Origin of the sequence: Chitinophaga pendula, from assembly GCF_020386615.1 — a bacterium.
Lineage (GTDB): Bacteria > Bacteroidota > Bacteroidia > Chitinophagales > Chitinophagaceae > Chitinophaga > Chitinophaga pendula.
The window spans coordinates 4576357-4601841 of the sequence record NZ_CP077769.1; the positions used below are offsets into that span (position 1 = coordinate 4576357).

General features: G+C 46.8%; 28 protein-coding genes and 1 other RNA gene. 12 read left to right on the forward strand and 17 right to left on the reverse strand.

The features are described from left to right. The first annotated feature begins 276 nt into the window (after window positions 1-276). Together KTO58_RS16325 and KTO58_RS16330 are read left to right on the forward strand one after the other, a co-directional pair. Window positions 277-885 (forward strand): FEKKY domain-containing protein, encoded by a 609-nt coding sequence (locus tag KTO58_RS16325; RefSeq protein ID WP_095838343.1) that lies wholly within the window; start codon window positions 277-279, stop codon window positions 883-885. Window positions 886-1149: 264 nt separating this feature from the next. Then, on the forward strand, window positions 1150-2421 hold the full coding sequence (locus KTO58_RS16330) for a thioesterase domain-containing protein (protein ID WP_095838342.1): 1272 nt from the start codon (window positions 1150-1152) through the stop codon (window positions 2419-2421). Window positions 2422-2724: 303 nt separating this feature from the next. Here the strand turns inward: KTO58_RS16330 and KTO58_RS16335 are convergent, their stop codons facing one another. The 3 genes from KTO58_RS16335 to KTO58_RS16345 all read right to left on the reverse strand — a co-directional run bounded on the left by KTO58_RS16335 (window position 2725) and on the right by KTO58_RS16345 (window position 4292). Further along, window positions 2725-2937: a helix-turn-helix domain-containing protein gene (locus KTO58_RS16335; RefSeq protein WP_095838341.1), complete on the reverse strand. Its 213-nt coding sequence runs from the start codon at window positions 2935-2937 to the stop codon at window positions 2725-2727. After that, window positions 2937-3551 carry a DUF2975 domain-containing protein gene (locus KTO58_RS16340; protein ID WP_157752901.1) on the reverse strand — a complete coding sequence of 205 codons (615 nt, stop codon included), beginning with the start codon at window positions 3549-3551 and terminating at the stop codon, window positions 2937-2939. The genes KTO58_RS16335 and KTO58_RS16340 overlap by 1 nt, the downstream gene beginning before the upstream one ends. Before the next feature lie 144 nt (window positions 3552-3695). Next, window positions 3696-4292, reverse strand: coding sequence for a thioredoxin family protein (locus KTO58_RS16345; RefSeq protein ID WP_095838339.1), 597 nt, complete (start codon window positions 4290-4292; stop codon window positions 3696-3698). 86 nt (window positions 4293-4378) lie between these two features. Between KTO58_RS16345 and KTO58_RS16350 the strand changes: the two genes are divergently transcribed. Both KTO58_RS16350 and KTO58_RS16355 read left to right on the forward strand, forming a co-directional pair. Further along, entirely contained in the window at window positions 4379-5275 is an 897-nt protein-coding gene (locus KTO58_RS16350) for a LysR family transcriptional regulator (protein WP_095838338.1), read from the forward strand. A 61-nt stretch (window positions 5276-5336) separates the two neighbouring features. Next, window positions 5337-6212 carry an ankyrin repeat domain-containing protein gene (locus tag KTO58_RS16355; protein ID WP_095838337.1) on the forward strand — a complete coding sequence of 292 codons (876 nt, stop codon included), beginning with the start codon at window positions 5337-5339 and terminating at the stop codon, window positions 6210-6212. Here KTO58_RS16355 and KTO58_RS16360 read toward each other — a convergent pair. From KTO58_RS16360 to KTO58_RS16370, 3 genes are read right to left on the reverse strand one after another with little or no spacing between them, the layout of a single operon-like run. Then, entirely contained in the window at window positions 6207-6803 is a 597-nt protein-coding gene (locus KTO58_RS16360; protein ID WP_095838336.1) for a hypothetical protein, read from the reverse strand. The genes KTO58_RS16355 and KTO58_RS16360 overlap by 6 nt on opposite strands. Then, window positions 6793-7296, reverse strand: a complete 504-nt coding sequence (locus tag KTO58_RS16365; RefSeq protein WP_095841536.1) for an RNA polymerase sigma factor — start codon at window positions 7294-7296, stop codon at window positions 6793-6795. The genes KTO58_RS16360 and KTO58_RS16365 overlap by 11 nt, the downstream gene beginning before the upstream one ends. A gap of 10 nt (window positions 7297-7306) precedes the next feature. Continuing rightward, entirely contained in the window at window positions 7307-8161 is an 855-nt protein-coding gene (locus KTO58_RS16370) for a TraB/GumN family protein (protein ID WP_095838335.1), read from the reverse strand. 241 nt (window positions 8162-8402) lie between these two features. On the opposite strand from KTO58_RS16370, the gene KTO58_RS16375 reads away from it, so the two are divergent. The 3 genes from KTO58_RS16375 to KTO58_RS16385 are packed head-to-tail and all read left to right on the forward strand — an operon-like array spanning window position 8403 to window position 9991. Continuing rightward, entirely contained in the window at window positions 8403-8690 is a 288-nt protein-coding gene (locus tag KTO58_RS16375) for an SWIB/MDM2 domain-containing protein (protein WP_095838334.1), read from the forward strand. A gap of 42 nt (window positions 8691-8732) precedes the next feature. Continuing rightward, window positions 8733-9539, forward strand: a complete 807-nt coding sequence (locus KTO58_RS16380; RefSeq protein WP_198315218.1) for a helix-turn-helix transcriptional regulator — start codon at window positions 8733-8735, stop codon at window positions 9537-9539. A gap of 41 nt (window positions 9540-9580) precedes the next feature. Beyond that, window positions 9581-9991, forward strand: a complete 411-nt coding sequence (locus KTO58_RS16385; RefSeq protein ID WP_095838332.1) for a VOC family protein — start codon at window positions 9581-9583, stop codon at window positions 9989-9991. A 90-nt stretch (window positions 9992-10081) separates the two neighbouring features. Here KTO58_RS16385 and KTO58_RS16390 read toward each other — a convergent pair whose 3' ends face one another. The 3 genes from KTO58_RS16390 to KTO58_RS16400 are packed head-to-tail and all read right to left on the reverse strand — an operon-like array spanning window position 10082 to window position 11599. Further along, window positions 10082-10474: a hypothetical protein gene (locus KTO58_RS16390; RefSeq protein WP_095838331.1), complete on the reverse strand. Its 393-nt coding sequence runs from the start codon at window positions 10472-10474 to the stop codon at window positions 10082-10084. Between the two features lie 6 nt (window positions 10475-10480). After that, complete coding sequence (locus tag KTO58_RS16395; protein WP_095841535.1) at window positions 10481-10957, reverse strand: DoxX family protein; 477 nt, start codon at window positions 10955-10957, stop codon at window positions 10481-10483. Window positions 10958-11017: 60 nt separating this feature from the next. After that, window positions 11018-11599 (reverse strand): Crp/Fnr family transcriptional regulator, encoded by a 582-nt coding sequence (locus tag KTO58_RS16400; RefSeq protein ID WP_095838330.1) that lies wholly within the window; start codon window positions 11597-11599, stop codon window positions 11018-11020. Window positions 11600-11804: 205 nt separating this feature from the next. Here KTO58_RS16400 and KTO58_RS16405 point away from each other — a divergent pair, with 205 nt between their 5' ends. After that, window positions 11805-13202, forward strand: coding sequence for a family 43 glycosylhydrolase (locus KTO58_RS16405; protein ID WP_225859791.1), 1398 nt, complete (start codon window positions 11805-11807; stop codon window positions 13200-13202). Between the two features lie 97 nt (window positions 13203-13299). Here KTO58_RS16405 and KTO58_RS16410 read toward each other — a convergent pair whose 3' ends face one another. The 3 genes from KTO58_RS16410 to KTO58_RS16420 all read right to left on the reverse strand — a co-directional run bounded on the left by KTO58_RS16410 (window position 13300) and on the right by KTO58_RS16420 (window position 15425). After that, window positions 13300-13779 (reverse strand): DUF4943 family protein, encoded by a 480-nt coding sequence (locus tag KTO58_RS16410; protein ID WP_095838329.1) that lies wholly within the window; start codon window positions 13777-13779, stop codon window positions 13300-13302. Window positions 13780-13858: 79 nt separating this feature from the next. Then, window positions 13859-14413, reverse strand: coding sequence for a methylated-DNA--[protein]-cysteine S-methyltransferase (locus tag KTO58_RS16415; protein WP_225859792.1), 555 nt, complete (start codon window positions 14411-14413; stop codon window positions 13859-13861). A gap of 22 nt (window positions 14414-14435) precedes the next feature. Continuing rightward, window positions 14436-15425 carry an alpha/beta hydrolase gene (locus KTO58_RS16420; protein ID WP_095838328.1) on the reverse strand — a complete coding sequence of 330 codons (990 nt, stop codon included), beginning with the start codon at window positions 15423-15425 and terminating at the stop codon, window positions 14436-14438. A 212-nt stretch (window positions 15426-15637) separates the two neighbouring features. Here KTO58_RS16420 and KTO58_RS16425 point away from each other — a divergent pair, with 212 nt between their 5' ends. Next, window positions 15638-17149 carry a DNA recombination protein RmuC gene (locus KTO58_RS16425; protein WP_225859793.1) on the forward strand — a complete coding sequence of 504 codons (1512 nt, stop codon included), beginning with the start codon at window positions 15638-15640 and terminating at the stop codon, window positions 17147-17149. Between the two features lie 98 nt (window positions 17150-17247). Here KTO58_RS16425 and KTO58_RS16430 read toward each other — a convergent pair whose 3' ends face one another. After that, window positions 17248-18138, reverse strand: a complete 891-nt coding sequence (locus KTO58_RS16430; protein ID WP_095838326.1) for a PD40 domain-containing protein — start codon at window positions 18136-18138, stop codon at window positions 17248-17250. Further along, complete coding sequence (locus KTO58_RS16435) at window positions 18138-18743, reverse strand: CGNR zinc finger domain-containing protein (RefSeq protein ID WP_198315217.1); 606 nt, start codon at window positions 18741-18743, stop codon at window positions 18138-18140. The genes KTO58_RS16430 and KTO58_RS16435 overlap by 1 nt, the downstream gene beginning before the upstream one ends. A gap of 395 nt (window positions 18744-19138) precedes the next feature. On the opposite strand from KTO58_RS16435, the gene KTO58_RS16440 reads away from it, so the two are divergent. From KTO58_RS16440 to KTO58_RS16450, 3 genes are all read left to right on the forward strand, one after another. Next, entirely contained in the window at window positions 19139-20242 is a 1104-nt protein-coding gene (locus tag KTO58_RS16440) for an epoxide hydrolase family protein (RefSeq protein ID WP_095841533.1), read from the forward strand. Between the two features lie 244 nt (window positions 20243-20486). After that, window positions 20487-21260, forward strand: coding sequence for an SDR family NAD(P)-dependent oxidoreductase (locus KTO58_RS16445; RefSeq protein WP_095838324.1), 774 nt, complete (start codon window positions 20487-20489; stop codon window positions 21258-21260). Between the two features lie 98 nt (window positions 21261-21358). Next, window positions 21359-22270 carry a helix-turn-helix domain-containing protein gene (locus KTO58_RS16450; RefSeq protein WP_095838323.1) on the forward strand — a complete coding sequence of 304 codons (912 nt, stop codon included), beginning with the start codon at window positions 21359-21361 and terminating at the stop codon, window positions 22268-22270. 102 nt (window positions 22271-22372) lie between these two features. On the opposite strand, the gene ssrA is transcribed toward KTO58_RS16450, so the two are convergent. The 3 genes from ssrA to KTO58_RS16465 all read right to left on the reverse strand — a co-directional run bounded on the left by ssrA (window position 22373) and on the right by KTO58_RS16465 (window position 25456). Continuing rightward, window positions 22373-22748, reverse strand: a transfer-messenger RNA (tmRNA) gene (gene ssrA, locus KTO58_RS16455). 95 nt (window positions 22749-22843) lie between these two features. Then, entirely contained in the window at window positions 22844-24190 is a 1347-nt protein-coding gene (rseP, locus tag KTO58_RS16460; RefSeq protein WP_095838322.1) for an RIP metalloprotease RseP, read from the reverse strand. A 99-nt stretch (window positions 24191-24289) separates the two neighbouring features. Then, window positions 24290-25456, reverse strand: coding sequence for a 1-deoxy-D-xylulose-5-phosphate reductoisomerase (locus KTO58_RS16465; RefSeq protein ID WP_095838321.1), 1167 nt, complete (start codon window positions 25454-25456; stop codon window positions 24290-24292). Window positions 25457-25485 lie beyond the last annotated feature (29 nt).

The following is a 25485-nucleotide window of genomic DNA, read 5'->3' on the forward strand; positions in this document are numbered from 1 at the left end:
TGGTGTAAAATATTTACTGGTATAGAAACAATCAATGAGGAATTGCCTTCTTAAATGTTGTTGTCCCTCGTGAAAATTTTGCCTCTCTAATTGTTGGTTATGCAAAGAACGGGAACAAATGGCATATTATTACATGAGAACAAAAATTCTTTTTTTCAACATAATCAATAGGTTAGGTTTAATAATATAGTTTAATAATTATTAAGGTATGAAATATTTCAATACGTTTTAAAACATAATGTATTTCATTTATGGAATCCTGGAAAAATAAACATCATGAAGAAAAATAACATTAACATGAAACGTCTGATCGTCATCATGATAGCCCTCACAGTAGGCATAAATACAAGAACAAATGGTAACAATAAGTTCATCCATACCCCCACACCTACAGATAGCCTGCTAACCATACTCACCTACGGCCTCCCGCTATTCGATGAATACAATAGCCGAGAAACAGTCGCCAGAAAATTCGGATTCCGAACCATCGCCGTCGCCGGCTGCGTCGTAACCCAAGAACTGATCGATAGCGTTAAAAAAGAAAATAAATGGGTATACCAGCAACTTGCCCGCCGCTGGGGTCCCAATTGGGAAACCAACTACGAACAACAAGCCAGACAATGGGCCGCCGAACAGGAAAAAGTAGCCGCCCTCGTCAGAAAACAATCCTTCATCCAGGCAAAAGACAAAGCGCTCAACTCCGACTACACCACCCTCCGCCTGCAAATCCTCCCAGGTACCTCCCACCATACCTACCAGGTGAAAGCCTATGCCTGGGGAAAGGAAAATGGAAAAGAAGCCACTTGGGTCTACTTTACTCTCAAAGCCGACATGAATACACATACCGTCACCGTACTCAACGATCAGCTCACTGCAATGGATTAACTTTTTATATTGGCGGAAATCAAAAGGGGTTGGCCATAGGCCGCCCCTTTCCTTTTTTAATCCACATCCCCAAAAGTGCCGTATTATAGCGCCTGCCTGCTTTAATTTTAATGCCGCAGGTTTTTCCTGCATGGTCTACCCTGCCCCTTGCTAAATAATAAACTACTTATCGCCGTTTTAACCCTCATTGTTGCCCCGGCAACCCCTTATTGCCGTCCATGCAATGTGCCAACTGATATACTCCTAAGACTAAAAAATTAACCGATGGAATTGAAAACAATCCTCAATGCACTCAAAAACGGAGACATGAGTGTAGATGATGCCAAACGCGTACTGAACAACGCAGAAAAACAACTCCCAACCAATATCCCGGACAGCCCGGCAGAGGTCCTGTTCGCCCCGGGCTCCGGCAACAATAACCGGCAAACATCGCAGAAAAATACCTCCCCGGATCCACACATCGCCCTCCTCCGCCTGAAAGATGACTTCGAAGCCCTCTATCAGCAACTCAGCAATCGTATCCTCCAACAAACCTCGCCGGCAGATAACACCTTCTTCCCCGAGATCGTACAACTCAACAAAGCCGCCGGCGGCAAACCCGTATTCTGGTTCCACGCCGCCCTCGGCACCGGTGAGATCTACCATATGCTCGCCCGCAACATCCAACGCCCATTCTATGGCATACATGCCCGCGGCTGGATCAACGACGCCCCTCCCATCCACAGCGTCCCCGCCATGGCCGCCTACTACATACACCTCATCAGGTCCGTCCAACCCCATGGCCCCTACGACCTCGGCGGCTATTCCCTCGGTGGTAAACTCTCCTACGAGGTCACCAGACAACTACAACAACTGGGCGAAACCGTCAACTCCATCGTCATGCTCGACCCCCTCTATGTCTCCAACGATGTCGCCTTCAGCAATATCAACGCCTCCATACAGGCAGAAAATAAAAGCCATGGAAAAGGGATCATCTTCCAAACCGGCAACTTCATACTCTCCGGAAAAGTAATGCTCGAAGCACAGGACATCTTCCAAGTACTCATCAAAAATCACGAACTCGACTGGGCACAAGACGAAGAGGCCTTTCTCTCCCAACTCATCACACTATTCAACGACCGCATCCGTAGCAAAGTCCCACCAGCCGACCTCGCCGCCATGATCAACCGCTGCATAGAGATACGGACCGCCTTCGAAATGCATCAGTACATCTGCCGCCCGCTCGAATACCCCGACCAAGTCACCTGCTACTACTTCCGTAATAAAAGCAATCGCTTCTATGGCGAACTCATGCCCTTCTTCGCCGATCCTGCCCTCCCGGCAGACCATACCGACTACTCCCTCGGATGGGCACGACACTTCACCAACTTCCACTTCATGGACATGGATGTCAGTAACCACTTCATGATGCTCACCAACCCCACATCCAATCAAACCATTACCAACTTCTGCGAAACACTTTACAGCCTCCAACCACCCTCACAGGCTGACATCACAGCCCTGCAAGACGAAATGAGACGTATACACAAATATTAACCTCCGCCATTCATATAGCATTCCTATAGTATTCCTGTAGCATTCGTATAACATTCGTATAGCTGTTGTATAAGCTAACCATATACTAACTTATACAACCACTATACAATAGATATACCCGGGATATACCCCACTTATACAATGACTATAGAACGCTTATACAATGCTTATACAACGCTTATAGGATGCTTATACACACCATTCACAATTCATTGAAATACAATAAGATATAATGCAATAATAAAAACGCCTGCCGGAATGACCGGCAGGCGTCCCGAAAAACTTACCCACGCCCGATAGCAATTAGCCTCCTTCAACACTTATATCCAGGATATCCCCGGGCTTACAATGCAATACCCGGCAAATAGCTTCCAGGGTATCAAACCGGATCCCCTTCACCTTGCCCGTTTTTAATAACGACAGGTTCGTCATAGAGATCCCCACCCGCTCTGACAACTCCGTTAGCGACATCTTATTCTTCGCCATCTCTACATCCAGGTTAATGATAATACCCATTACACAAAAGATTCGTTATCCGATTTTAATTGATATCCTTGCTTAAAGATCTCAGACACAATAAACACCGCCACACAAATAGCCAACGCAGGTATCCCCCAATGGAACTTGACAACATAAGCGCCGTTAATATCATTGAAATAATGAGACAACAATTGCCTGTTTACCACCCCGTCGATCCATCCCACCAATACCGAGATCAATACAAAAAGACTGATCAGACGTAATCGCCGGATATTCGCAAGATCAAAGGCATTCCCGGCTTTCAGCGAATTAAATATCTTTCGCAACTGATACAGAATGCCAAATAATACCAACATCCCCATCCCAAATCCAAATATCACCATCACCGTCGTCGATGGCGTCAGCTTACGCCGCAGCTTCAATACCGCCTCCGCACCGTTTACCGCCACAAACTGCACACTGCTGCTCACCGCCTGCACATCCGGCAACCCCTCCGGATGCTTTAAATATACCGGCACATCCCATTCCACATACCCCTGGGAAATAACCTTCCAGCCAATCCCAATAAATGCAATCACCATCAATGGTATCAATACATACCACATGGCATTCACCACAAACTTAAACAGGTTGATAAAAAAACGATTCATGGTCAGGTGTTTTAATGACATCCCAAAGCTACAATATTATTTTAAATAAAACAGAGATTATTTTATGTAAAACATAAATAAATATACGCTTTAATTAAAAACGCCTGCCGGAATAACCGGCAGGCGTACAGAAAAATACTACTGCTACAGCTTAATATCCAACACATTCGCACGCTCCGCCCAACGGGATGAAGGGTACTTAGCCAATAACACCTCCCAGTTCGGCCCCACAGCCGACACATCACGGCGCTCCTTAAAAAAGGCCGCTACCCCCGCCAGATACAACGCCTCCTGCTTAAATACATCATACGCACTTTCCTCGCTGATCCGCAACAACAACTCCTCCGCTGCCGCCGGCTGCCCCTTCCGCAACAACCACTGCGCCTTACCCAAAGACAACTCCGCAATAAATTGCCCCGGCGACAAATACCCTACCGCCTGACGCACAATCGTCCCGTCAGGAGCATACACATAAAAAGAGGGCGACCATGCCAACGCCAAAGAAAGATAATCGTCCGAAAATGCCTTGTCCACCTTCGCCGCTTCATACTTCACCAGCACATAATGCTCCTGCAAATAACGCTGCACCTCCGCATCCTGATAAGTCACCAACTCCATCTTTTTACATCCCTTACACCCCTGTGACCAGAAATCGATCAGCAAAGGACGCTGTTGTAACTTCGCTTCCAGGAAAGCCTCTTCCACACAATCTTCCGTGTATTTCTTTAATGTCGCTATCATAACATCATATTTAGTGAACAACAAAACTACGTGCTATCACACATTAGGAAAATGAATTGTTTTCGTAATTTTAATGAAAAATACTCATGATAGAAACCAAGGATATTCAGTTGATAACCGCCATCATACAGGAAGGTTCTATCACCAATGCCGCAGAGAAAATGTACCTCTCCCAATCCGCTCTCAGCCACCAGCTACGCGACCTCGAAACCCGCACCGGCATAAAAATGTTCGAAAGGGTCAACAAAAAAATGATACCCACACCAGCCGCCGGAAAAATATGGCGAAGCGCCCAGGACATACTCCCCTTGCTGGCCCGCCTCAACGACGATATCACCGCAATCCGCCAGGGCAAAACACATACCCTCCGCATCAGCACAGAATGTTATACCTGCTACCACTGGCTTCCGCCCATCATCACCCGCCTCAAAGCCGCTAATAATAACATCGATATACAAATAATCGCCAACGCCACCGCAGACCCACTCTCCTTCCTCCTGAATGGCAAACTGGATATCGCATTGATCAGCGACAAACCCACCCACACAGGCATTCACCTCACCCCACTCTTCAACGACCACAACGTCGCCATCCTCTCCCAGCACCACCCCTTCGCCAATTCCAGGAAATCACTCACCGCCGCCGACCTCGCCGGCGAACACCTCATCGCCTACGAAACCAAAACAGCCGATGGCCTCCAGCTACGCGCCTTCTTCGGCGATACACCGCCCAAAAATATCAGCCGCGTACAACTTACAGAAGCCATCATCGAAATGATCAACGCCAACATGGGCATCGGCATAATGGCCAACTGGGCCGTAAAACCATACCTCCAAACCAAAGAGATCATTACACTCCCCATCAGACCAGCATTGGCCAAACGTGCCTGGAAAGCAGCCTTCATCGATAAAACCAATCCCATTATCCCAAAACTTATCAGCGAAATAAAAACACACTTCTCCACCACCGCCAACAACAAATAATTTCGTATATATGTAAGGACAATCACAATAACTGGCAACACACTTTTTAAACGTTCCAACAATGAGTACCACAGCGATCAACGATCCCCTGTTCGGACAAGCATTGGCAGCAATAGATGCCGACGACCCCGCCGCCTTGCAATCCTTGCTAACAGCACACCCCGAACTGGTCACCCGCCGCCTGGATACTCCCCTGGAAGGATATTTCAGACGCCCCTTCCTACTCTGGTTCCTCGCCGACAATCCCATCCGTACCGGTAGCTGGCCAGCCAAAATATTCGATATCACTAACAACATCATCACCGCCGTACGCCAGCATGCCCCGGGCAGCCTACAGTTCCAGCTGGATTATGCCCTCGAACTGATCGCAACCGGCCGCACCGCCCGCCTGTCAGGCAAACAGATCGATCTCATTGACCTCCTCATCGACGCAGGCGCCATCCCCAACAATGGCCTCTCCGCCGTCGCACAGGGCAATAACGAAGCGGCCGCCAGACTAGTGGAACGGGGGGCCTCACTCACACTCCCACTCGCCGTCGGCCTCCAGCGCACCGATGATATCATCCCCCTGCTGCAACAGGCAACTCCCACAGATATCGAACTGGCCATCACCGTCGCCGCTTTCACCGGAAAACACGAACTGCTACAACTACTCGTAAAATCCGGTATCGACCTCGATGCTTTCCCCGCCACCGATAGCGGATTCCATAGCCACGCCACCGCCCTCCACCAGGCCGTACAGGCTTGCGCACCGCAAGCCGTTCACCTGCTCGTTACCGCAGGCGCCAACACCAGCATCATCGACCTCGTATACCAAGGCACTCCCCTAGACTGGGCCATACACTTCGAACAAACAAACGCCAACAATCCGCAACAAAAACAAAAATGGAAAGAGATCATTCAATATCTCAGCGAAATAAAAAAGAGCCCCTTATAAAGGCTCTTCATCCAGCTCTTTTAGCAATATCAACAACATCGTCGCATACTTACCATAAAACTCCCTGATCCACAATATCGTCGCCAATATCAACATCACCGTAAAAAATACCCCGACGAAAATCACCCAAAGCAACTTATCCTTGATGGCTGGCATAGCATCAAACTCCACTAACACGATCATCACTAACGCAAAAGGATATAATGCGATCATAAACGACTTGTACACCTCTATATAAAGCCGCAACTCATAATAAAGCCGCAACAGGCTTTCCCGCGAGTTCACCTCGTAATGCAACACCTGCTTATAAAAAACCGATATACGGGAAATATAATAAACACTGAGCAATATCACCAATGCATACAACAGGTAATAGTAAAGGTATAGCCCCCCACCCATACCAAATAGCTGCGGGAAAAAGCCTAACACCAACACACCAACCCCCTGCGCATACAACTCAAATCGCAGGTTCTTCCGCAACCGCGCTATAGGATGCGCCGCATGTTTTCCATACAGATCATTCACCGTGATCTCCCGCCAGTCAGAAGAGGGCTCCTGATGCCAGGCAGATTTAATGTCATCAAAATTCATAACCTTGCTTTTTTATAAGCTGTTGCAATTTCTCCTTCGTACGATTCAACTTTACACGGGTATTAACTTCAGAAATACCCAGGTTCGCAGCAATATCCTTATGCGAAAGCCCTTCCATAAAATAAAAAATAAGCGCCTTCTCGATCGGATTCAATAATTGCACCGCATGATAAAATACAACCAACTGCCACTCCTTAATAGGCTCTACCCCCTCCGCCTTCACATCCGGTAAACTATCTCCAAAAGAAACATCCGGACGCCGGCGATCCTTCTTGAAATACGTGATCGCCGTATTCACCGCTACCCTGTATAGCCAGGTCGAAAACCGACTCTGCCCGTTAAAACTTCCATAAGATTGCCAGAGCTGTAAAATAATCTCCTGATATAGATCCTCCCTATCCGCCTCCGCATGCATATACATCCTGGAAACCTTATGCAGTATTCCCTTATGTTCGTTGATCAATTGCAAAAATTCCTGTTCGGAGTCTCTCACCAATTTAGTTTTATTGATTCACCGGCTTTACTGTATATCCTTCTTTCTTCAATAGATTGATCACCCCTTCTGGTCCCCCCAGATGCCCCGCACCTACCGCAAAGAAAACACTTTCCCTTTGCATCATAACAGGCATCCGCTCTATCCACTGATGATTCCGGTCCGTTAACATCAACTGCTCCGCCTGCGCTGTCATATACCGCCGGTCACGTACCATCTCTCCGATAGCGACATAAGACTCCGCCTTATAAGCCGCCACCATCTTATTGAAAAAACTACGGTACTCCGCGATATTACCATACTGCACGATAATATCCGTCAATGAAAAAGACTGATTCATAGCACCTATCTGCTCATTTACCGTCTCCAAACCTCCCATACTATGACCCGCCTGCTTCGCCATACGCATAAACTCAAATTCATAGTACTTCTGCTGCGGACAAGGCAATGACTTCATAATCAACAAACTCATCAGCGTCATACCCGAAAACTGATCCACCTGCGCCAACGTCATCTGATTCTCCTTCAATATCAACTCCAGCTTATTTAACTGCTCCGCAGTCAATTGCTCGCTTATCTTCTTATCCCCCACAGCAGACCGCTGCAAAGCCTTTAATTCCGCAGTATCCGAAAAATTGATCTCCAATACCAATTTAGTACTCCGCTCAAAAGCCCGTTTCGTCTTCTCCTTTATCTCAAAATCCTCCGGACACAACATATGTATCGTACCATATAAATAAGATGGCTTCGCCAACCCCTTCCCGCTGATCTCCCACAAAAGAGAAGTCGACTCCTGTCCATAAGACCGATTAATACCAAAGATCAAAACAATTACCAGTAACAGACTGTTGATTCTATGTTTCATGTTGTAGTGTTTTGCATAATTGGTATGCACCGTACACAATTTGTTACATAGCTCCGTGAATTTTTTTTCCGGAAATGTTGGAGAATATCGGTCAAAACTAATCAAATACAATCTATCATACTGATTATCAATAATAAAACAAACTTCGCCAGCACTGGCATAGTTTAGGCTGGCTATATAATAAACTTATTATCTGCCAACAGCAGATGAAACCGCTTAATCAACGCAAATCCTAATTGTCATGGCAAACACAAGCAAAGCAGCTTCCAAAAGTAAATCTACCGCTAATACTGGCCTTAAAGCCCCACTAACACCTAGCGAAGCACTGGCAGACGTTATCGGCAATACCCCACTCCCAAGAACAGAGATTACCAAAAAGATCTGGGACTATATTAAAGCCCATAACCTCCAGGATACCAAAGACAAACGGATGATCAACGCCGACGAAAAACTCAAAATACTCTTCGATGGCAAATCACAGATATCCATGTTCGAACTGGCCAAAGTAGTCAGCAAACACGTGAAATAAAGACAGCTAACCATCAGTACTGTCCGTATTTTGTAAAATAGCATGGTGGCCACCTGCCAAACAGATAGCCACCATGCTATTTTTTTATTTGCTTTGCAGCTATTACTTCGCAATAAAATGGGCAACACCGACTCAACACGGATATCAAGACTGACTGCAATCCTCATCCAACTGCAGACAAAACGACTGATTACCTCAACCAGCCTGGCCGAAAAATTCAATGTAAGCATCCGGACCATCTACAGAGATATTAAAACACTCGAACAAGCCGGCGTGCCCATCACCACAGAAGATGGAAAAGGCTATTCCCTCATGGAAGGATATAAAATACCTCCACTCATGTTCACCGAAAATGAAGCCAATGCACTAATTATAGTAGAACAGCTGGTACGGAAGAACAGAGACGCTTCACTGATCAAAGCCTACTCCGAAGCCATCGACAAAGTAAAAGCCGTATTGCAATATGCTGCCAAAGAGAAAATTGAAATATTGGCTAAAAGAGTCGCCGTCAGCCCCGCCTTCGAAAACAAAAACATCACCAACTCCCTGACAATTATCCAGAACGCCCTGACAAGCTTTAAAGTACTGTATATCACCTACCACTCCGAACATAAAAACGAAGAAACAGACAGACAAGTCGAACCTTTTGCCTTATACTATTCCCTGAAAGAAAGTTGGACAATGATCGCCTTTTGCAGACTAAGAAAGGACTATAGAATGTTTAGACTGGACAGACTGCTGAAGATCCGGCAAACGGAAATGAGTTTTGTACCCCATAAATTATCACTGCAGGAGTATTTGGCAGAAAAAGAAAAAAATTTTAAGACCCCTGACAAGCCCTTGTCATAACACACCACTAGCTTTGCTATACAAATAAAAATAGCAGAAAAATGAACTTAGTATCCACTCGCCTTATTACAGCAGACGTAGATCGCCTGGTAAAATTCTATGAACAAGTAACTGGTATGCAAGTGATCCAATACACACCAGACTTCGCCGAGCTGCAAACCCAAACGGCAACATTAGCCATCGGCAGTACAAGAACACTACAATTCTTTGGTGGCGACAGCGTAGCCCAGGCCGCACATAATCATTCCGCCATCATCGAATTCATGGTCGATAACGTAGAACAGGACTATGAAAGACTAGCCGCCTTTCTCCAACCTTTTATCGTGCAGGAACCCGCAACAATGCCCTGGGGAAATAAATCACTCTTACTCCGCGACCCCGATGGCAACCTCGTCAACCTCTTCACACCTGTCACAGCAGATGCTATAAAGAAGTTCGAGCATAAAAAGTAATACCGTATCATGAAAGAGAGCGGCCAGCCTCTTATAGACAACCGCTCTCTATAAAATACCACTATACAACCTAGTCACATCCACATCGCATCAAGGCATCTTCCGCCGGAAATTACGCCCCAACCCGAAAGTACCATTCACATACTTACCCGAGTGCCGGGCAGGAAATTGCTCAAAAAACATCGCCAACGATTGTGGGTGTTTCCCAAGAAAAGCCGTCCACTCCACATGAGCTTCACCGCGATAGTATCCTCCCAACTCCCGCGAACTATACCAGTAACTCACCATCACCACCTGCCACGGACTCACCAAGGCAGGTATACACTCATAAGCTCCCGGCTCCCGCCGTATCGACCGGATCATCCGGGGCAACCGGCGCCATAACCATAAAAATCCTACCAGGTTCCGCGCCCGGATACTATTGACAAACACCACCGATTCGCCATTCGTAACATCTACCTCATAAACAGTATATCCTGACATATATCCCTATTTGACAGTGACAGAATAACGGTAAGGCCTGATGGAAAAATAATAAACCCACCCGGTGAATAATACCTGCAAAGGCACCCGGAACCACAGATATCCAAGACCTGGACCATCATAGGTCCCCTTCGCCAGGTTGAGATGCAACATCGCCGCGTAAATATTGGCAGGCAATATCAACACGAAAAAGATGATCAGCATATACCCCGTCACCAGCCGCAGGGCAGGAAATAATAAAGCAATTCCCCACACCAGCTCCAACAGCCCGGTAACATACACCACCGCCGTTTTATAGGGCACAAATGCAGGCAACATCATCGTCATGCCTTTCGCAAATAATACATGCCCGGCAGCCGTCAGGAACAACATCAGACACATCGCCAGGTTACCGCTGAATATCAGCTGCACCCGCCGTGTCACTAGCTTCGAAATAACAAGGGAAAGAATAAAACTAATAAAAAGTACCAGGATCGTTTCCATATAAATGTAATTAACGATCTCGAAGGTCCGCATTACACCACAGCCGGAAAATGATGTATGTTAGTTTCGTAGGTGCAGCTTCCGTATGCGACTCAGGCTCTCCGGTTGTATACCCAGATAGGAGGACAGGTGTTTCACAGATATCTGCTGTATAAGAGTAGGGTGCTTACGCATTAATTCCGCATATCGCTCCTCAGCAGTACGCGATAACAGATCCATCTCCTTACGCAATCGCCTGACATACTGGAACTCCGCTATCAAACGGCCGATACGCTCCCCATTATGATAGCGGGCATAAAACTCATTCAGGAACTTATATGGGAGCTCTACCACCTCCGCATCCTCCAGCAATTCAATAAAAACACTACTGGGCTCCCGCGTGATCAAAGAATAATAAGCCGTCACAAACTCCCCCGCAAAATGAAAATCCACCGTGAACTCCTTATCCTCCCGCAAAAAATAATTACGGGTCGCCCCCGTATTAAGGAAGTAAATAGAATTCTCTACCTGACCATCACGTATCAGAAATTCCCCCTTGCGAAACGAACGTATCCGCAGATGGATGGAAAAATCCTCCCACTCATGCTCACTCAATGACAGGAACCGATAAATAGCTTGTTTGATCTGTACTAATTCACCCATGATACTCCGGAATAGGCTATATCATGCAATATCCTGCATTTTATCTGCATTTCCCGCATCCCCCCGCCTTTCCTCACTACCCTGTCAAAGAAAAATCTTCCATCCCGTACAATATCCGCTCAACTATCATCAATTTTACTGCTTGCAGGAACATCCCCTATTTATTACCTTGATAGGTATTAAAATCTACGCTAAAATTCCGCACATGAAAACCCTTTTTCTCACGCTTGTGACAGCGGCGCTATTGGTATCCGCCGCCGCCTGTAAAAAACAAGCCACCTCCCGGCAACAAGACACCGCCAATCTCCCGGCATCTGAAAATCTACGCGCCGCCGACATGGCAAAAAATCCTTTCGTAACATCGATCTACACCGCCGACCCCTCCGCCCACGTATGGGCCGATGGTCGCCTGTATGTCTATCCATCTCACGACATCGACCCTCCCAGAGGCTGCGACCTGATGGATCAGTACCACGTATTCTCTACCGACGACATGGTACACTGGACCGATCATGGCGAAATACTGCGCGCCAGCCAGGTACCCTGGGGGCGCCCCGAAGGTGGCTTTATGTGGGCGCCCGACTGCGCCTACAAAAATGGCAAATACTACTTCTACTTCCCCCACCCCAGCGGTACCGACTGGGGCAGCACCTGGAAAATAGGAGTAGCCACCAGCACCAACCCCGCCAGCGGATTCACCGTACAAGGCTACATCCCCAACCTCGAACCGTTCATCGATCCCACCGTCTTCGTCGACGACGACGGCCAGGCCTATTTCTACTACGGCGGTGGTGGCACCTGTAAAGGAGGTAAACTAAAAAATAACATGATGGAGATCGATGGCGCCATGCAAACCATGCAGGGCCTCGTCGACTTCCACGAAGCCTCCTGGGTACATAAACGCAATGGCGTTTACTACCTCTCCTACTCCGATAACCATGACGTAGGCGACAGCCACAACCAAATGAGATATGCCACCAGCAACAGCCCCCTCGGCCCATGGACACATCGCGGCATCTACATGGACCCTACCGATAGCTATACCAATCATGGCTCCATCGTAGAATACAAAGGACAATGGTACGCCTTCTATCACAACAGCTCCATCTCCAAAAACGACTGGCTCAGATCCATCTGCGTAGATAAACTCTATTACAACGCCGATGGCACCATCCAGAAAGTACAGCAATCAGGCCCTACAAATCCCGACCCTAATGGCGACCTCCCCATCGGTCAAATCATCACCCTCAAAGGCGCTAACAATAACTACGTATGCAGCGAAAACGGCGCACAGCCAATGATATGCAACCGCCCCGCCGTCGGTGGATGGGAACAGTTTAAAGTAGTATCCGCCGGTAATGGTAAAGTAGCCTTGCTGAACAGCGGCAAATATGTCTGCTCCGAAAATGGCCTGAAACCCATGATCTGCGACCGCCCCGCCATCGGCCCCTGGGAACAGTTCGAGTGGATAAAAAATACAGATGGCACCATCTCCCTTAAAGGCAATAACGGCAAGTTCGTCTCTATCGAAGATGGTACTCAGGCAATGACCTGCACCCGCAGCACCGCACAGAGCACCGAACGATTCCGCATCAATCAATAGTCACCATACACTATCCATCTTATAAATAACATAGCGCCGGCATCAATCAGATACCGGCGCTATGCCTTTATAAAAAAGTGCAGCTGTCAGACTACACCTACCAGGTCAATGTAGTACCCGCCAGCGGAGACGACTGCTTCAACGCCGCGGCATCATTATCTTTATGATGCTCCCACCATCGTACATAATAAGGTGCTACCTCTTGCAACGAGGGCCGCCGCTTCGGATCTGCCGTATCCGAAATATAAGGCCGCGTCGAGGCACCTTGCTTACGCTCCAACCGGATACTCTCTATAGTATACAACACAATCATACCGACCTGCTGCGGACCATGCTGCGCCGCAGACATCGCCGGAATAGGATAATTATCAATGACCTGCTCATCATTGACATGCTGGATCAACACAGCAATATCAGCAGGCCGTAATGCCGGCACCAGATCATACTTGGGATATTTATTGGCTTTAAGCAGAGAAACGTACTGTTTGGCTGTCATAGGGCCTTTATCAGAGGTGTGGTTACAGTTGTTAAACGTTACGGCAGCAAACAGGCTGAGCATCAACAGTACCTGGGTCATGTTAAGGATGTTAAAGATGAAAGTATAGGATCCAAAGGTCTGCTATAAATATACAGAAAAGTCACATAGCTAACTTCGCTCATCCGGCGGTATCCTCTCCCCAAGTCAAAGATATTTGCATCGCATTACCCCGCGCACCTTCCAACGTCAGCAAATAAGCCTTCGCCTCCAATCCGCCCGCAAACCCCGTAAGATGGCCGGAAGCACCTATCACCCGGTGACAAGGTACCACAATAGAGATGGGATTCCGCCCATTGGCAGCCCCCACCGCTCGTACCGCCTTTATATCCCCCAGCTGCCGCGCAATATCCCCATAGCTAAGTGTTTTACCATATGGGATCGTCGTGAGGATATGCCACACCGAACGCTGAAAATCCGTCCCCACAGGATTAAGTTCCAACTCAAACTCCTTTCTTTCACCCTTAAAATATTCCTTCAGTTGCCGCTCCGTCTCCAGTAGCACCGGGTGCTGCTCATCCACCTCATAATGCCGGATACGCGTACGCGTAGGCACATCATTTTCCCATAAGATAGCAGCCAAACCCTTATCACTGGCCACCAGCTTCAATCGCCCTACTGGAGAAGGCGTTTCTTTATAATAGTATTCCATGCTATTGTATAATATCAACAACATAAAAATACTAAATAATTTAGTTTTAACCTTGTAATGCCACCCTGATCGCAGCAGCAGCAGACAATAATGCATTTTGCACCGCCGGGATATCCGCCAATGGGTTCAACAACCCGTAATCATGGATCATTCCCTGGTAACGTACCAACGTAACCGGTACGTCTGCCTCATCCAGTTTACGGGCATAAGCCTCTCCTTCATCACGTAATACATCATTCTCCGCCGTCTGGATAATAGCAGGAGGCAATCCCTTCAACTCCTCCAGAGAAGCCCGCAATGGCGACGCGTACTTGTGAACACCCTCCGATTTATCATTGAGATAATTATCCCAGAACCAGATCATCATATTACGCGTCAGAAACCTGCCCGTAGCATATTGATGATAGGAAGAAGTATCAAAATCAGCATTGGTCACCGGCCAGAACAGGAATTGTAACCGCAGGTCCGGCCCTCCCCGCTCCTTAGCCATCAATGCCACTACCGCAGACATATTACCTCCAACACTGTTCCCCACTACCGCCAGCCGCTTTCCATCCACATTGATCTCATCACCGTGCCCTGCCACCCATTTCGTAGCAGCATAAGCCTGGTTGATCGCAGTGGGGAATTTTGCCTCAGGAGAGCGATCATAATCCACATATATAGCGGGCAAACCAGCATACACCACCAGATCACGGATGAACCGCTGATGCGTCGGAAAGTCCCCTAATACCCAACCACCTCCGTGAAAGAACATAAACGCCGGTAGCCGCTCTTTCACACCCGCTGGCCGTATGATCCTGATACCCACACTTACCCCATCCTCCGTAATGGTACGTTCCTCTACATCCACACCCGATACGTCCACCCTAACCGATTGTTGAGCGCCTTCCAGCACACCTCGCGCTTCCACAGGCGATAACTGCTCCATAGGTTTTGCATCACTACTGTTCAGGTGCCGCAAAAAGGCCTTTACCTGGCTGTTGATCGCAGGATCAAGCGCCGGATCTGATACTTCAGATATTGCTTTTGCCATAATTGTAAGATTTTGTACCCTATCCCCCCAAATTTCAAACCAATAGATAACTTAGATCTGACCATTGATACATTCGCCCTTCCCGCTAATTGCCAAATACCGGAAAAATCCCCTGCCACACGTTGCTCGAAGCAACTTAGCTTTGAGGAAATTATTAACTCCAATTTCTTCACCGCAACATAGCACATAGCTAAAACAAAAAAGGGGACCGTATGACTAGTTTATCACTCATCATCTCAGCAGCATTGATCATAGGTTTTACTGTAGCCTGGCTCATCGCTAAAAGCAATACCAAAACGATCACCGGCAACCTCCAGGTAGCAGCAAACAGACAGGTAGCAATGCTGCAGACTACCCTCGAGGAACAGAAGATACTGCTCGCAGCCCGGAACGAAGAGTTACGTCAGCAGCAAAATATGCTCACCAACGCCCTGCAGACAAAAACCGCACTGGAAACCACGCTGGAACAGGTGAACAAAACCATATTGGAACTACAAAACAGAGAGCAGGAAGCATTAGTCAGAATAACAGACTTACAAAATACCCTGACAACCGTTAAAGAAGAAAATGCAAGCCTCGACGCCAGCGAAAAAGCAACAGCGAAACGCCTGGAAGAACAACAGCGCTTCATGACAGATGCACAACAACACCTCAAGGATACATTTAGCGCCTTATCCGCACATGCACTGCAAAATAACAATACTTCCTTTGTAGAATTAGCCAAAGCAAAACTAGAAGAGAAAGTAACAGAAGCCAGGGGAGAATTGGATAAAAAACAACAGGCAATCGACGCCGTAGTCAAACCGCTGGCAGAAAGCCTGGGTAAAATAGATAAAACGATCAACGATCTGGAAATAAAAAGGGAAGGTGCCTATAGCAATATGAACACGCTGCTGGATCAGATGAAACAAAGTACCGTCGCATTAGACAAAGAAACCCGCAGCCTGGTCAGCGCCTTAAAGACCAGCACCTCCCGTGGCAGGTATGGCGAGATCGCCTTGCGCAGATTGGTAGAATTCGCCGGTATGATGGAATACTGCGATTTTCAGGAACAGGTCAGCACAGACAGCGATAGCGGCCGGCTGCGCCCCGATATGGTGATCCAGCTCCCTGGCAGCAGACAAGTAGTCGTAGACAGCAAAGTACCATTGGCCGCTTACCTCGAAGTATTTGAAACAGACGAAATACCCCGGCAAAAACTACTGATGGAAAAACATGTTGCCGCCATCAAAACACATATCAAACAACTAGGAAGTAAAGCCTACTGGGATCAATTCCCCGAAGCACCAGACTTTGTCGTGATGTTTATGCAGATCGAAAGCAGCTTTGGAGCAGCACTACAGCTATATCCTGGCATAATAGAAGAAGCGTTGAACAATCGTATCATTATCGCTACACCTACTACGCTCATCACCGTATTACGCAGCATCGGCTATTGCTGGAACCAGATAAAAACACAGGAAAACATCGACCAGATCAGAGACGCCGCCGTAGAAATGTATGAACGCACCACCATATTAATGGATCACATAACAAACATCGGGAAAAGCCTCACAGCCACCGTCAGTAATTACAACAAAACCGTAGCAAGCCTGGAAGGAAACTTCCTGCCACATACAAGAACAATACATAAGTACGCATCAGCATCTACCAAAAAGAATTTATCTAATATCATCCCCATAGACATCGCTACCAGGGAAGTCGTTGCTGCTCCTCCTCAATAATACCATCACTTCATCTACAGTGATAGCCCCAAAAAGAAAACGGGAACCATACAATCGCGTATAGTTCCCGTTTCGCTATATAGGATATCCCAAGATGATTATTTGGCTGGCGTAAAAGGAAGATATTTTGACTCCATCCACTTAATAGTAAGCTCACTGCTGTAGTAGAAATATTGTCCATCAGGAGAAAAACTCGGACAATACTCATAGGTAGCAGTATTGATCCGGTTACTCATATGCGCAGGATAAGACCACTGGCCACCTGACTGCTTTGCATAATAAAGATCAGCCTCCCCGTACCCACCGGGCCGGTCAGAAGTAAACACCAGGTAATCCTCATGTGCGGTGATCAGCGGGTCATGCTCATCACCCGTTGTATTAACCATTGCCCCCAGGTTTTTAGGTGTCGTAAATGCACCATTGACAACCTCACTTACATACAGATCCAGTCCACCATAACCACCCCGGCGGTTAGAGGCAAAATAAAGATTACCATTGCGGGCCACAGACACATAATACTCCGTACTATCAGAATTCACCTGCTCAATATATTCCGGGGCAGACCATTTACCTTCCCCTTCCGGCCTGGTCCGCCAGATATTATAATCAGCTATCGTATCAGTAGCATTTACAGGCCGGTTGGAAATGAAATACAAAGTGCCATCCGCCGTAACAAACGGATCTGCCTGTGAATAGCTTGCTTCAGAAAATGGAGCCAGTCGGGGAATCGACTTCCCGGATTCCCCCAATGCCAGCTCATAGATCTGCCAGACTCCCCTTTCACCCCGGCAAAAAAAGACCTTCTTCCCGTCTGCCGAAAATGCCGTACAGAAATGCAACTTATCCGCCGGTATAACCTCCGGCAGGAATCGCATAGGAATAGAGTCCGGACGGGGCATTGGATAGGCAATTTGCCGGCTCGGATGACAAGTACCGATACGCAGCAGCACGTTGGTGCACAATACAAAAAGGAGTGTCCGTAATACCATTACATGTACTTTTTTTTGTGGTAGTATCTTTTGGATTTATCCCGGCTTCCGCAAACCTGCATATTGCACCATCTTCGCTTCCCATTCTTGGTATGATCGAAGAAAAGCCATTCACAATTCGAACAACATTTAATACGCTCCAACCGGCCTCCCGTAAGCAGGTCAAATGCCTGCTTGATCAATAAATATAACGGCACATCTAAATGCAACGTAGTATCCGAAACCATCGCCCTGGCCTGCTTATTCGTAATAGTGATTGTAATGTGGGAAAAAGTTTCCTGTAGTATCGTATTATAAGCGATGACAGCGCCCTGCTCAGGGGCATGTTTGTACGCGATAGCGCCAAACAGTTCAAATAATAACTCCCTATGCTGTATCACACGATCAAACGCCATCGCCATCTTACGCGGATGACTGGCAGCATAATCGGCCAACTCCCCGATACGGCTTTCATCCAGCAGGCCCACCTTACCTGCCCACTCCAGAAAATCCGGGTAACTCCTCAGGTAGTCATATGCCTCAGGCACATGCCGGTTGCTGATGGTATTGACAAAATCAAAAACCATACACCCTCCGTCTAACTGCAATGTGGCTATACTTCTCATTAAGCAAAACGTTATCAGGATAAAGGTAATTACTACCACTAAAACCATGATAGGCAGTAATAATTATTTTATATTTTTAACGCATCTTATCACTCACCTGTAGGTCAATAATACAGATCTGAAGTTGTCATGAACCCAGACACAATACACGTTACAACTTATAAATACAGGTACATCAGCACGCTGAAAGCGTACACCATATCTATCTCAGGAGCCTGTTGTCGGAAGAAAATATTTTTTTTCAAATTGCTGTTTACTGTTGACATAAGGTTGTCATCACCTGATCGGAAATTTGCTTTATCAAACACACACATATGAGACGACTTCTCCTTTCGCTAACTATCGCTGCTGCAGCTGTCACCACAAATGCACAAAGTCAAAAAAAAACCTACAATATGTCTACCGTTAAGCCATTCAAGATCGAAGTACAACAAACCGTATTGGAAGACCTCCAAACACGCCTGCGTCAAACACGCTGGCCCGATGCCCCTGAAAACATTGGCTGGAAATATGGTACAGACCCCGTATTCCTCCAAAAACTGATAGCCTACTGGCAAAATGGCTACGATTGGCGTAAACAGGAAGCCGCACTCAATAAATTTCCGCAGTTCACTGTAGAAATAGACAGTGTCAACCTCCACTTCCTCTACATTAAAAGTAAAAAAGCCAATGCCAGACCCTTACTGCTGCTACACGGATGGCCTGATTGTTTCTACCGCTATTACAAGGTCATTCCTTTACTCTCCGATGAATACGACATCATAGTACCTTCCCTTCCCGGTTTCGGCTTCTCCAGTCACGTTGCCATGACGGATGATGGCTCGGCAAAAGTGATCACGACACTGATGAAAGAAGTACTGGGTTATAAAACCTTCCTGGTAGCAGGTGGAGACGTAGGTAGCGGCATCGCCAAATCTATCGCAAATCTCTACCCTGAAAGCGTACCTGCTATCCATCTCTCAGATGTAGGTTATCCTAATGGTACCGAAGATTGGGCAACTATGACCAAAGCAGAACAAGAATTCGGACAGTTTATTCAACAGTGGTGGTACGCAGAAGGTGCATATGCAATGCTGCACGCTACCAAACCGCAAACACAAGCCTATGGACTGAATGACTCACCCGTAGGCCTTGCTGCCTGGATCGTAGAAAAGTTCCATACCTGGACTGACAAAGAGGGCAACATTGAAGATCACTTCACGAAAGATGAACTGCTCACCAATGTCATGATCTACTGGGTTAGTCAGACAATCAATTCGTCTATGCGTACCTATGCGGCTGGTGCCTTTCAACAACTGGCTTCAGGTCAAAAGGTAAATACGCCCACCGGCATAGCCATATTCCCGGGCGACGCTCCTACACCCAAAGAGTGGGCAGACAGAAAAGCAAACGTAAAACGCTTCACCGTAATGGAGAAAGGCGGACACTTTGCAGCACTGCAACTACCGGAATTGTGGACAAAAGAAGTGAAGACATTTTTCCAAAGCGAAGTGAAATAAACTCTTTTAGTGAAGTAGCTAAGAAATGAAGACGTTTCCCCAAAGCGAAGTGAAATAAACTCTTTTAGTGAAGTAGCTATAAGCACTTATAGAATAAATAACAAAGGGAGGCTGTATCAGCTCCCTTTTTTATGGGCTGGCGGTAGTCGCCATTTTTCATTTCGGTTACAGATGTCCTTGATTTGGTTATCATCACAAAGTAATAGTTCGTGAATTTTGCACTATTCATTCAAACAGCAACTTTATGAAAGATCAGATCGAACCATCAACAAACAATCGGCTCGTTGCCCTTGTCACCGGAGCGAACCAGGGCATAGGCAATCAGATCGCAAAAGCACTTGCAGCGAACGGTTATAGTGTATATATCGGCTCACGTAACTCTGACAACGGAGAAAAGGCCGCCGCACAGATAGGTGCCAATGCATATGCCATCCAACTGGATGTTACCCAACAATCCACTATTAACGCCGCGGTAGACCGTATTGAAAAGGAACAGGGCCGACTGGATCTGCTGGTCAACAATGCTGCTATATCCCATGCAGGCAAACCTGGTCGCTCCTTGGAAGAAATAATAGAGAGCAGCCGCGCCAGCACCGCGGCTGTAGATGAAGTACGGGCGGTTTGGGAAACCAATGTATTCAGTGTTATCGCGGTTACACAGGCGATGTTGCCTTTACTGAGAAAGTCATCCGCAGCACGCATCGTCAATATATCCAGTGGACTGGGCTCACTCAGCTGGATAGCCGATCCCAGTTGTTGGGCAAGAGAACATTTCGGTATTGTTTACCCAGCATCTAAAACAGCCCTCAATGCTATTACATTGGCTTTTGCCCTGGAACTGGAAAAAGAAAATATAAAGGTCAACGCAGTCAGCCCGGGTTTTACCGCCACCGCACTGAACAACTTTCAAGGCACTGATAGTCTTGAAGTAGGCGCTCGTGAACCGATCCGGGTAGCGCTCGAAACTAATGGTCCTACCGCAACCTTTACCGGTCCGGATGGCCCCTTTCAATGGTAATTAACCCAGGCTGGAATTACCACAACGCATAGAATGCTTAAATTTAAAGTATGATCGGTGGCACAAACAGCCACCGGTCATTGACATTACCTTGAATCATGAAAAGTGAAACACCCAAAGTCAGTAAACTGGATTCCATATCGGAAGTACATCGTATGCTGGGCCTTCCCGGTCCAGTTCACCCACTGATAAGTTTGATCTTAAAAGATCACATAGACATGGGCCGGCTTCCATCCAGTTATGTATCGGGATTCTATAAGATATCTTTCATTACCAAACTGAGCGGAAAGTTCAGGTATGGACAGGGATTTTATGATTTTGACGAAGGAAGCCTTCTTTTCACTGCTCCCAATCAGATCATAGGCAACGTGGATAGTTATACAAACAATGCAGGATATTCATTACTCATCCATCCGGATTTCCTGCAAGGTTATCCGTTGGCCAGGAAGATCAAAAACTATGGATTCTTCTCCTATGCCACCAATGAGGCCCTGCACCTGTCCGAACAAGAAAAGATAACAATGCTATCTATATACAACATTATACACGAAGAATTGAAGAACCGGATAGATGACTTCAGCCACGAGGTGATCATTGCCCAGATCGAATTATTGCTGAGTTACGCCAAACGTTTCTACAAACGTCAATTCCTGACCCGGCAAGCAGTAACCAGCGATTTACTGCAAAAATTGGAAGAGCTACTGAATAAATATTTTGAAGAAGGAAAACCCGTCAGCCATGGCATACCAACGGTACAATATCTGGCGGATCAATTGAACTATAGCCCTAATTATCTAAGCGATATGCTACGCTCCCTCTCCGGGCTAAATGCACAACAGCACATTCATCAGCAACTGATCGAAAGGTCAAAAGAGTTACTCTCTACCACTGAATTGACAATTAGCGAAGTAGCTTACGAATTAGGCTTCGAGCATCCACAATCATTCAGCAGGCTTTTTAAAATGAAGACACGCATATCACCGGTGCAATTCAGATCCGCTTTTAATTAATGGTATTGACCATACAGCATACAACAAAGAAGTCTAAGCTATAACAAACGAAAACAGCTACCCTATTAAGGTAGCTGTCAAAATTTCTCCCACTGGGATTTTTCGTGGAGCCGGCGGGAATCGAACCCGCGTCCAAACATATTCTCCGAAAGCTTTCTACATGCTTATTTATGTATTGATGTGTCGGAACTCGGCAGGAACATAACTAACCAACCTCGTCCTTATCCGTTTGTGTTTCGGCACTCACTCACAGAAACCATGAGCGCCTATCCCTATGGGTTTGATGATTCAGCGGCGGGAGTCGCATAAGGCGACAACTCCAGGCGGCTATAATGGTGCGCTAATCGCTGATTAGGCAGCCATGGCGTAGTTAGATTCGCCATTTAGAGTTTGAATATTCAGATTAACGTGCTAATTATCCAACGCACGACATGCTTACACTTTCAAAGACCGTATGCTGTCAAAACCAGGCGACCCCAGGTTTAAATTCAGTATACAAATATACAACTTTTCTAAAACAAAACAGCCGGGTCGCTAAAACCCGGCTGTTATTTTATGTAAATCAATTAATTATTAGAACCATTTACTGATAATGTTCCGCCAGATATCCAGTCCGTTTGCATACAACAACAGACCGAACAATAATACCATCCCTACGATTTGAGCATATTCCAGGAATTTCTCACTGGGTTTACGACCTGTCACCATTTCATATAGCAGGAACAATACATGGCCACCATCCAGGGCCGGTATCGGCAAGATGTTCATAAAAGCCAGGATGATAGACAGCAATGCTGTCATCTCCCAGAAGGCCATCCAATCCCACTCACCAGGAAACAGGTTACCTATGCTCAGGAAACCTCCCAGCGACTCGCTGGCCTTTACCTCCGGAGATACAAAGATCAGGCGCAGTTGCTGTACATATTTCACCAGGGTATTGATACATTTTTTGAAACCAGCAGGTATAGCTTCAAAGAATGTATACTGCTGTGTATTCAACGTGAAGAACTGCTTCATATCATCCTCAAAATAGATCTTCAGCAAACCATCTCCAGGCACCTTGGCAGGTATCTGTAAAGTGTCTTTGCCACGGATCACTCCTACGGTGATCTCCTGGTTCTTATAGTTTTTCAGCCGCTTGGCAAAATCACTAAAGTATAAGGTGGGCGCTCCGTTGATAGATATCAGGCGATCTCCTTTTTTGATACCAGCCTTCTCACCTGGAGAGTCTTTAGGAAATCCTTTCGCGTAAAATGGGAAACGAGGCATCGCAAATCCACCCTTCTGCTTGATCAGCTGACGCACAAAACCGGGAGGAATAGCAATACTTACCTCTTGCCCGTCACGGTCTACTTCAATGGTCTTTGCCTCGCGGAGAATGATCTCACCAGGTATTGTATGGAATTTCTCGATCGCCTGATGATCTACTCCCAACAACTTGTCGCCATCACGCAAACCGATGCTCTGCGCCAGGGAATCTACAGTTACACCATATTTTACTTCCTTAGTAGGCAGATATGTCTCCCCCCAATACCATAACATCATGGCATAAATAAGGAAACCAAGGATCAGGTTCACCGTCACACCACCGATCATGATGATCAGTCGCTGCCAAGCCGGTTTGGAACGGAATTCCCAAGGCTCCGGCGGACGGTTCAACTGCTCCCGGTCCATACTCTCATCCACCATACCAGCGATCTTTACGTAACCGCCCAATGGCAACCATCCGATACCATATTCCGTATCTCCTTTCCTGAACTTAAATAGAGAAAACCAGGGGTCAAAAAACAGATAGAACTTCTCCACCTTTGTCTTAAACAGTTTGGCTGGGAGGAAGTGTCCCATCTCGTGTAATACTACCAGTATCGACAGGGACAGCACCAACTGTCCGGCCTTTACCAATATTTCTTGTGTTGTCATGTATTTGTTGCTACTTTAAAAACTTTAATGTCCTGGCATCATTCGTTACCAGGCGATCAGGTCTGTTATCAACGATGGCGCTACCATTCTTAAAAAATATCAGATGACGATCGCGTTGATAAGCGTACCCGCATATTCACGGGCCGCCTGATCACATTCGTAATAGTGCTGCAAGGTAGGCTTTTCTACAAACGGTATCTTGGCAATCGTCTCCTCGATCACTTCCGTCATTTGCAGGAACCCTATCCGGTTCTTCAGGAAGGCATGCACCACCTCCTCATTCGCAGCATTCATCACACATGCCGCATTACCTCCCATCTGCAATACCTCTGTGGCTATCGCAAGGTTACGGAAAGTTTTGGTATCGGGTTGCTCAAAAGTAAGGGAAGGGTGATTTCGGAAGGAAAAACGGGGGAAATCGTTCTGTAAACGGTTAGGATATCCCAAAGCGTACTGTATAGGCAGCTTCATGTCAGGCAATCCCATCTGGGCCTTTAGCGAACCGTCCACAAACTGCACCATGGAATGTATGATGGACTGAGGGTGGATCACCACTTCTATCTGCTCCGGCACCAGTCCAAACAACCAGCGGGCCTCGATCATTTCCAATCCTTTATTCATCAGCGTAGCAGAGTCAATAGTGATCTTCGCACCCATACTCCAATTAGGATGCTGCAACGCATGGTCCTTCTTTACATTGATCAGGAAATTAGGCTTTTTCCCCAGAAAAGGACCACCCGAAGCCGTCAATATCACCTTTTCTACCTTGTTGAAAGGCTCCCCCAGCAGACATTGGAAAATAGCAGAATGCTCAGAATCCACAGGAATAATGGGCACATTCTTTTTCCTGGCTGTCGCCATAACAATATCACCGGCTACCACCAGTGTCTCCTTATTAGCCAGTGCGACAGGGGTACCCTGTTCGAGAGCGGAAAGCGTCGGCGCCAATCCGGCAAACCCCATCACAGCGGCCAACATCATGTCTATCATATTCCAGGCCGCAACTTCCACCATCGCTTTCGCGCCGGCAAATACCTTAATACCTTTGTTGAACAATACTTCCTTCACCGCCTCATACTGCGATTCATCTCCGATTACAACAGCATTAGGTTTGAATTGTAAAGCCTGTTCAATTAGCAACGTAGCATTCTGTCCGGCTGTCAATACTTCCACTTCAAACTTGTCGGGATGGGCAGCTATCACTTCCAGCGCCTGGATGCCAATCGAACCGGTAGAACCAAATATTGCTATCCTTTTTTTACTCATCAGTTAATTAATATCTTGAAAAAAATGAT

Bases quoted from the DNA above. Each gene is read 5' to 3' on its own strand.
- KTO58_RS16415 (WP_225859792.1), bottom strand. From the start codon at position 14,413: ATGTTGTTGATATTATACAATAGCATGGAATACTATTATAAAGAAACG.
- rseP (WP_095838322.1), bottom strand. From the start codon at position 24,190: ATGACAACACAAGAAATATTGGTAAAGGCCGGACAGTTGGTGCTGTCC.
- KTO58_RS16325 (WP_095838343.1), top strand. From the start codon at position 277: ATGAAGAAAAATAACATTAACATGAAACGTCTGATCGTCATCATGATA.
- KTO58_RS16465 (WP_095838321.1), bottom strand. From the start codon at position 25,456: ATGAGTAAAAAAAGGATAGCAATATTTGGTTCTACCGGTTCGATTGGC.
- KTO58_RS16405 (WP_225859791.1), top strand. From the start codon at position 11,805: ATGAAAACCCTTTTTCTCACGCTTGTGACAGCGGCGCTATTGGTATCC.
- KTO58_RS16350 (WP_095838338.1), top strand. From the start codon at position 4,379: ATGATAGAAACCAAGGATATTCAGTTGATAACCGCCATCATACAGGAA.
- KTO58_RS16380 (WP_198315218.1), top strand. From the start codon at position 8,733: ATGGTGGCCACCTGCCAAACAGATAGCCACCATGCTATTTTTTTATTT.
- KTO58_RS16425 (WP_225859793.1), top strand. From the start codon at position 15,638: ATGACTAGTTTATCACTCATCATCTCAGCAGCATTGATCATAGGTTTT.
- KTO58_RS16400 (WP_095838330.1), bottom strand. From the start codon at position 11,599: ATGGGTGAATTAGTACAGATCAAACAAGCTATTTATCGGTTCCTGTCA.
- KTO58_RS16390 (WP_095838331.1), bottom strand. From the start codon at position 10,474: ATGTCAGGATATACTGTTTATGAGGTAGATGTTACGAATGGCGAATCG.
- KTO58_RS16330 (WP_095838342.1), top strand. From the start codon at position 1,150: ATGGAATTGAAAACAATCCTCAATGCACTCAAAAACGGAGACATGAGT.
- KTO58_RS16345 (WP_095838339.1), bottom strand. From the start codon at position 4,292: ATGATAGCGACATTAAAGAAATACACGGAAGATTGTGTGGAAGAGGCT.
- KTO58_RS16430 (WP_095838326.1), bottom strand. From the start codon at position 18,138: ATGGTATTACGGACACTCCTTTTTGTATTGTGCACCAACGTGCTGCTG.
- KTO58_RS16340 (WP_157752901.1), bottom strand. From the start codon at position 3,551: ATGAATCGTTTTTTTATCAACCTGTTTAAGTTTGTGGTGAATGCCATG.
- KTO58_RS16420 (WP_095838328.1), bottom strand. From the start codon at position 15,425: ATGGCAAAAGCAATATCTGAAGTATCAGATCCGGCGCTTGATCCTGCG.
- KTO58_RS16440 (WP_095841533.1), top strand. From the start codon at position 19,139: ATGTCTACCGTTAAGCCATTCAAGATCGAAGTACAACAAACCGTATTG.
- KTO58_RS16410 (WP_095838329.1), bottom strand. From the start codon at position 13,779: ATGACCCAGGTACTGTTGATGCTCAGCCTGTTTGCTGCCGTAACGTTT.
- KTO58_RS16385 (WP_095838332.1), top strand. From the start codon at position 9,581: ATGAACTTAGTATCCACTCGCCTTATTACAGCAGACGTAGATCGCCTG.
- KTO58_RS16360 (WP_095838336.1), bottom strand. From the start codon at position 6,803: ATGAATTTTGATGACATTAAATCTGCCTGGCATCAGGAGCCCTCTTCT.
- KTO58_RS16355 (WP_095838337.1), top strand. From the start codon at position 5,337: ATGAGTACCACAGCGATCAACGATCCCCTGTTCGGACAAGCATTGGCA.
- KTO58_RS16375 (WP_095838334.1), top strand. From the start codon at position 8,403: ATGGCAAACACAAGCAAAGCAGCTTCCAAAAGTAAATCTACCGCTAAT.
- KTO58_RS16450 (WP_095838323.1), top strand. From the start codon at position 21,359: ATGAAAAGTGAAACACCCAAAGTCAGTAAACTGGATTCCATATCGGAA.
- KTO58_RS16445 (WP_095838324.1), top strand. From the start codon at position 20,487: ATGAAAGATCAGATCGAACCATCAACAAACAATCGGCTCGTTGCCCTT.
- KTO58_RS16435 (WP_198315217.1), bottom strand. From the start codon at position 18,743: ATGAGAAGTATAGCCACATTGCAGTTAGACGGAGGGTGTATGGTTTTT.
- KTO58_RS16335 (WP_095838341.1), bottom strand. From the start codon at position 2,937: ATGGGTATTATCATTAACCTGGATGTAGAGATGGCGAAGAATAAGATG.
- KTO58_RS16370 (WP_095838335.1), bottom strand. From the start codon at position 8,161: ATGAAACATAGAATCAACAGTCTGTTACTGGTAATTGTTTTGATCTTT.
- KTO58_RS16395 (WP_095841535.1), bottom strand. From the start codon at position 10,957: ATGGAAACGATCCTGGTACTTTTTATTAGTTTTATTCTTTCCCTTGTT.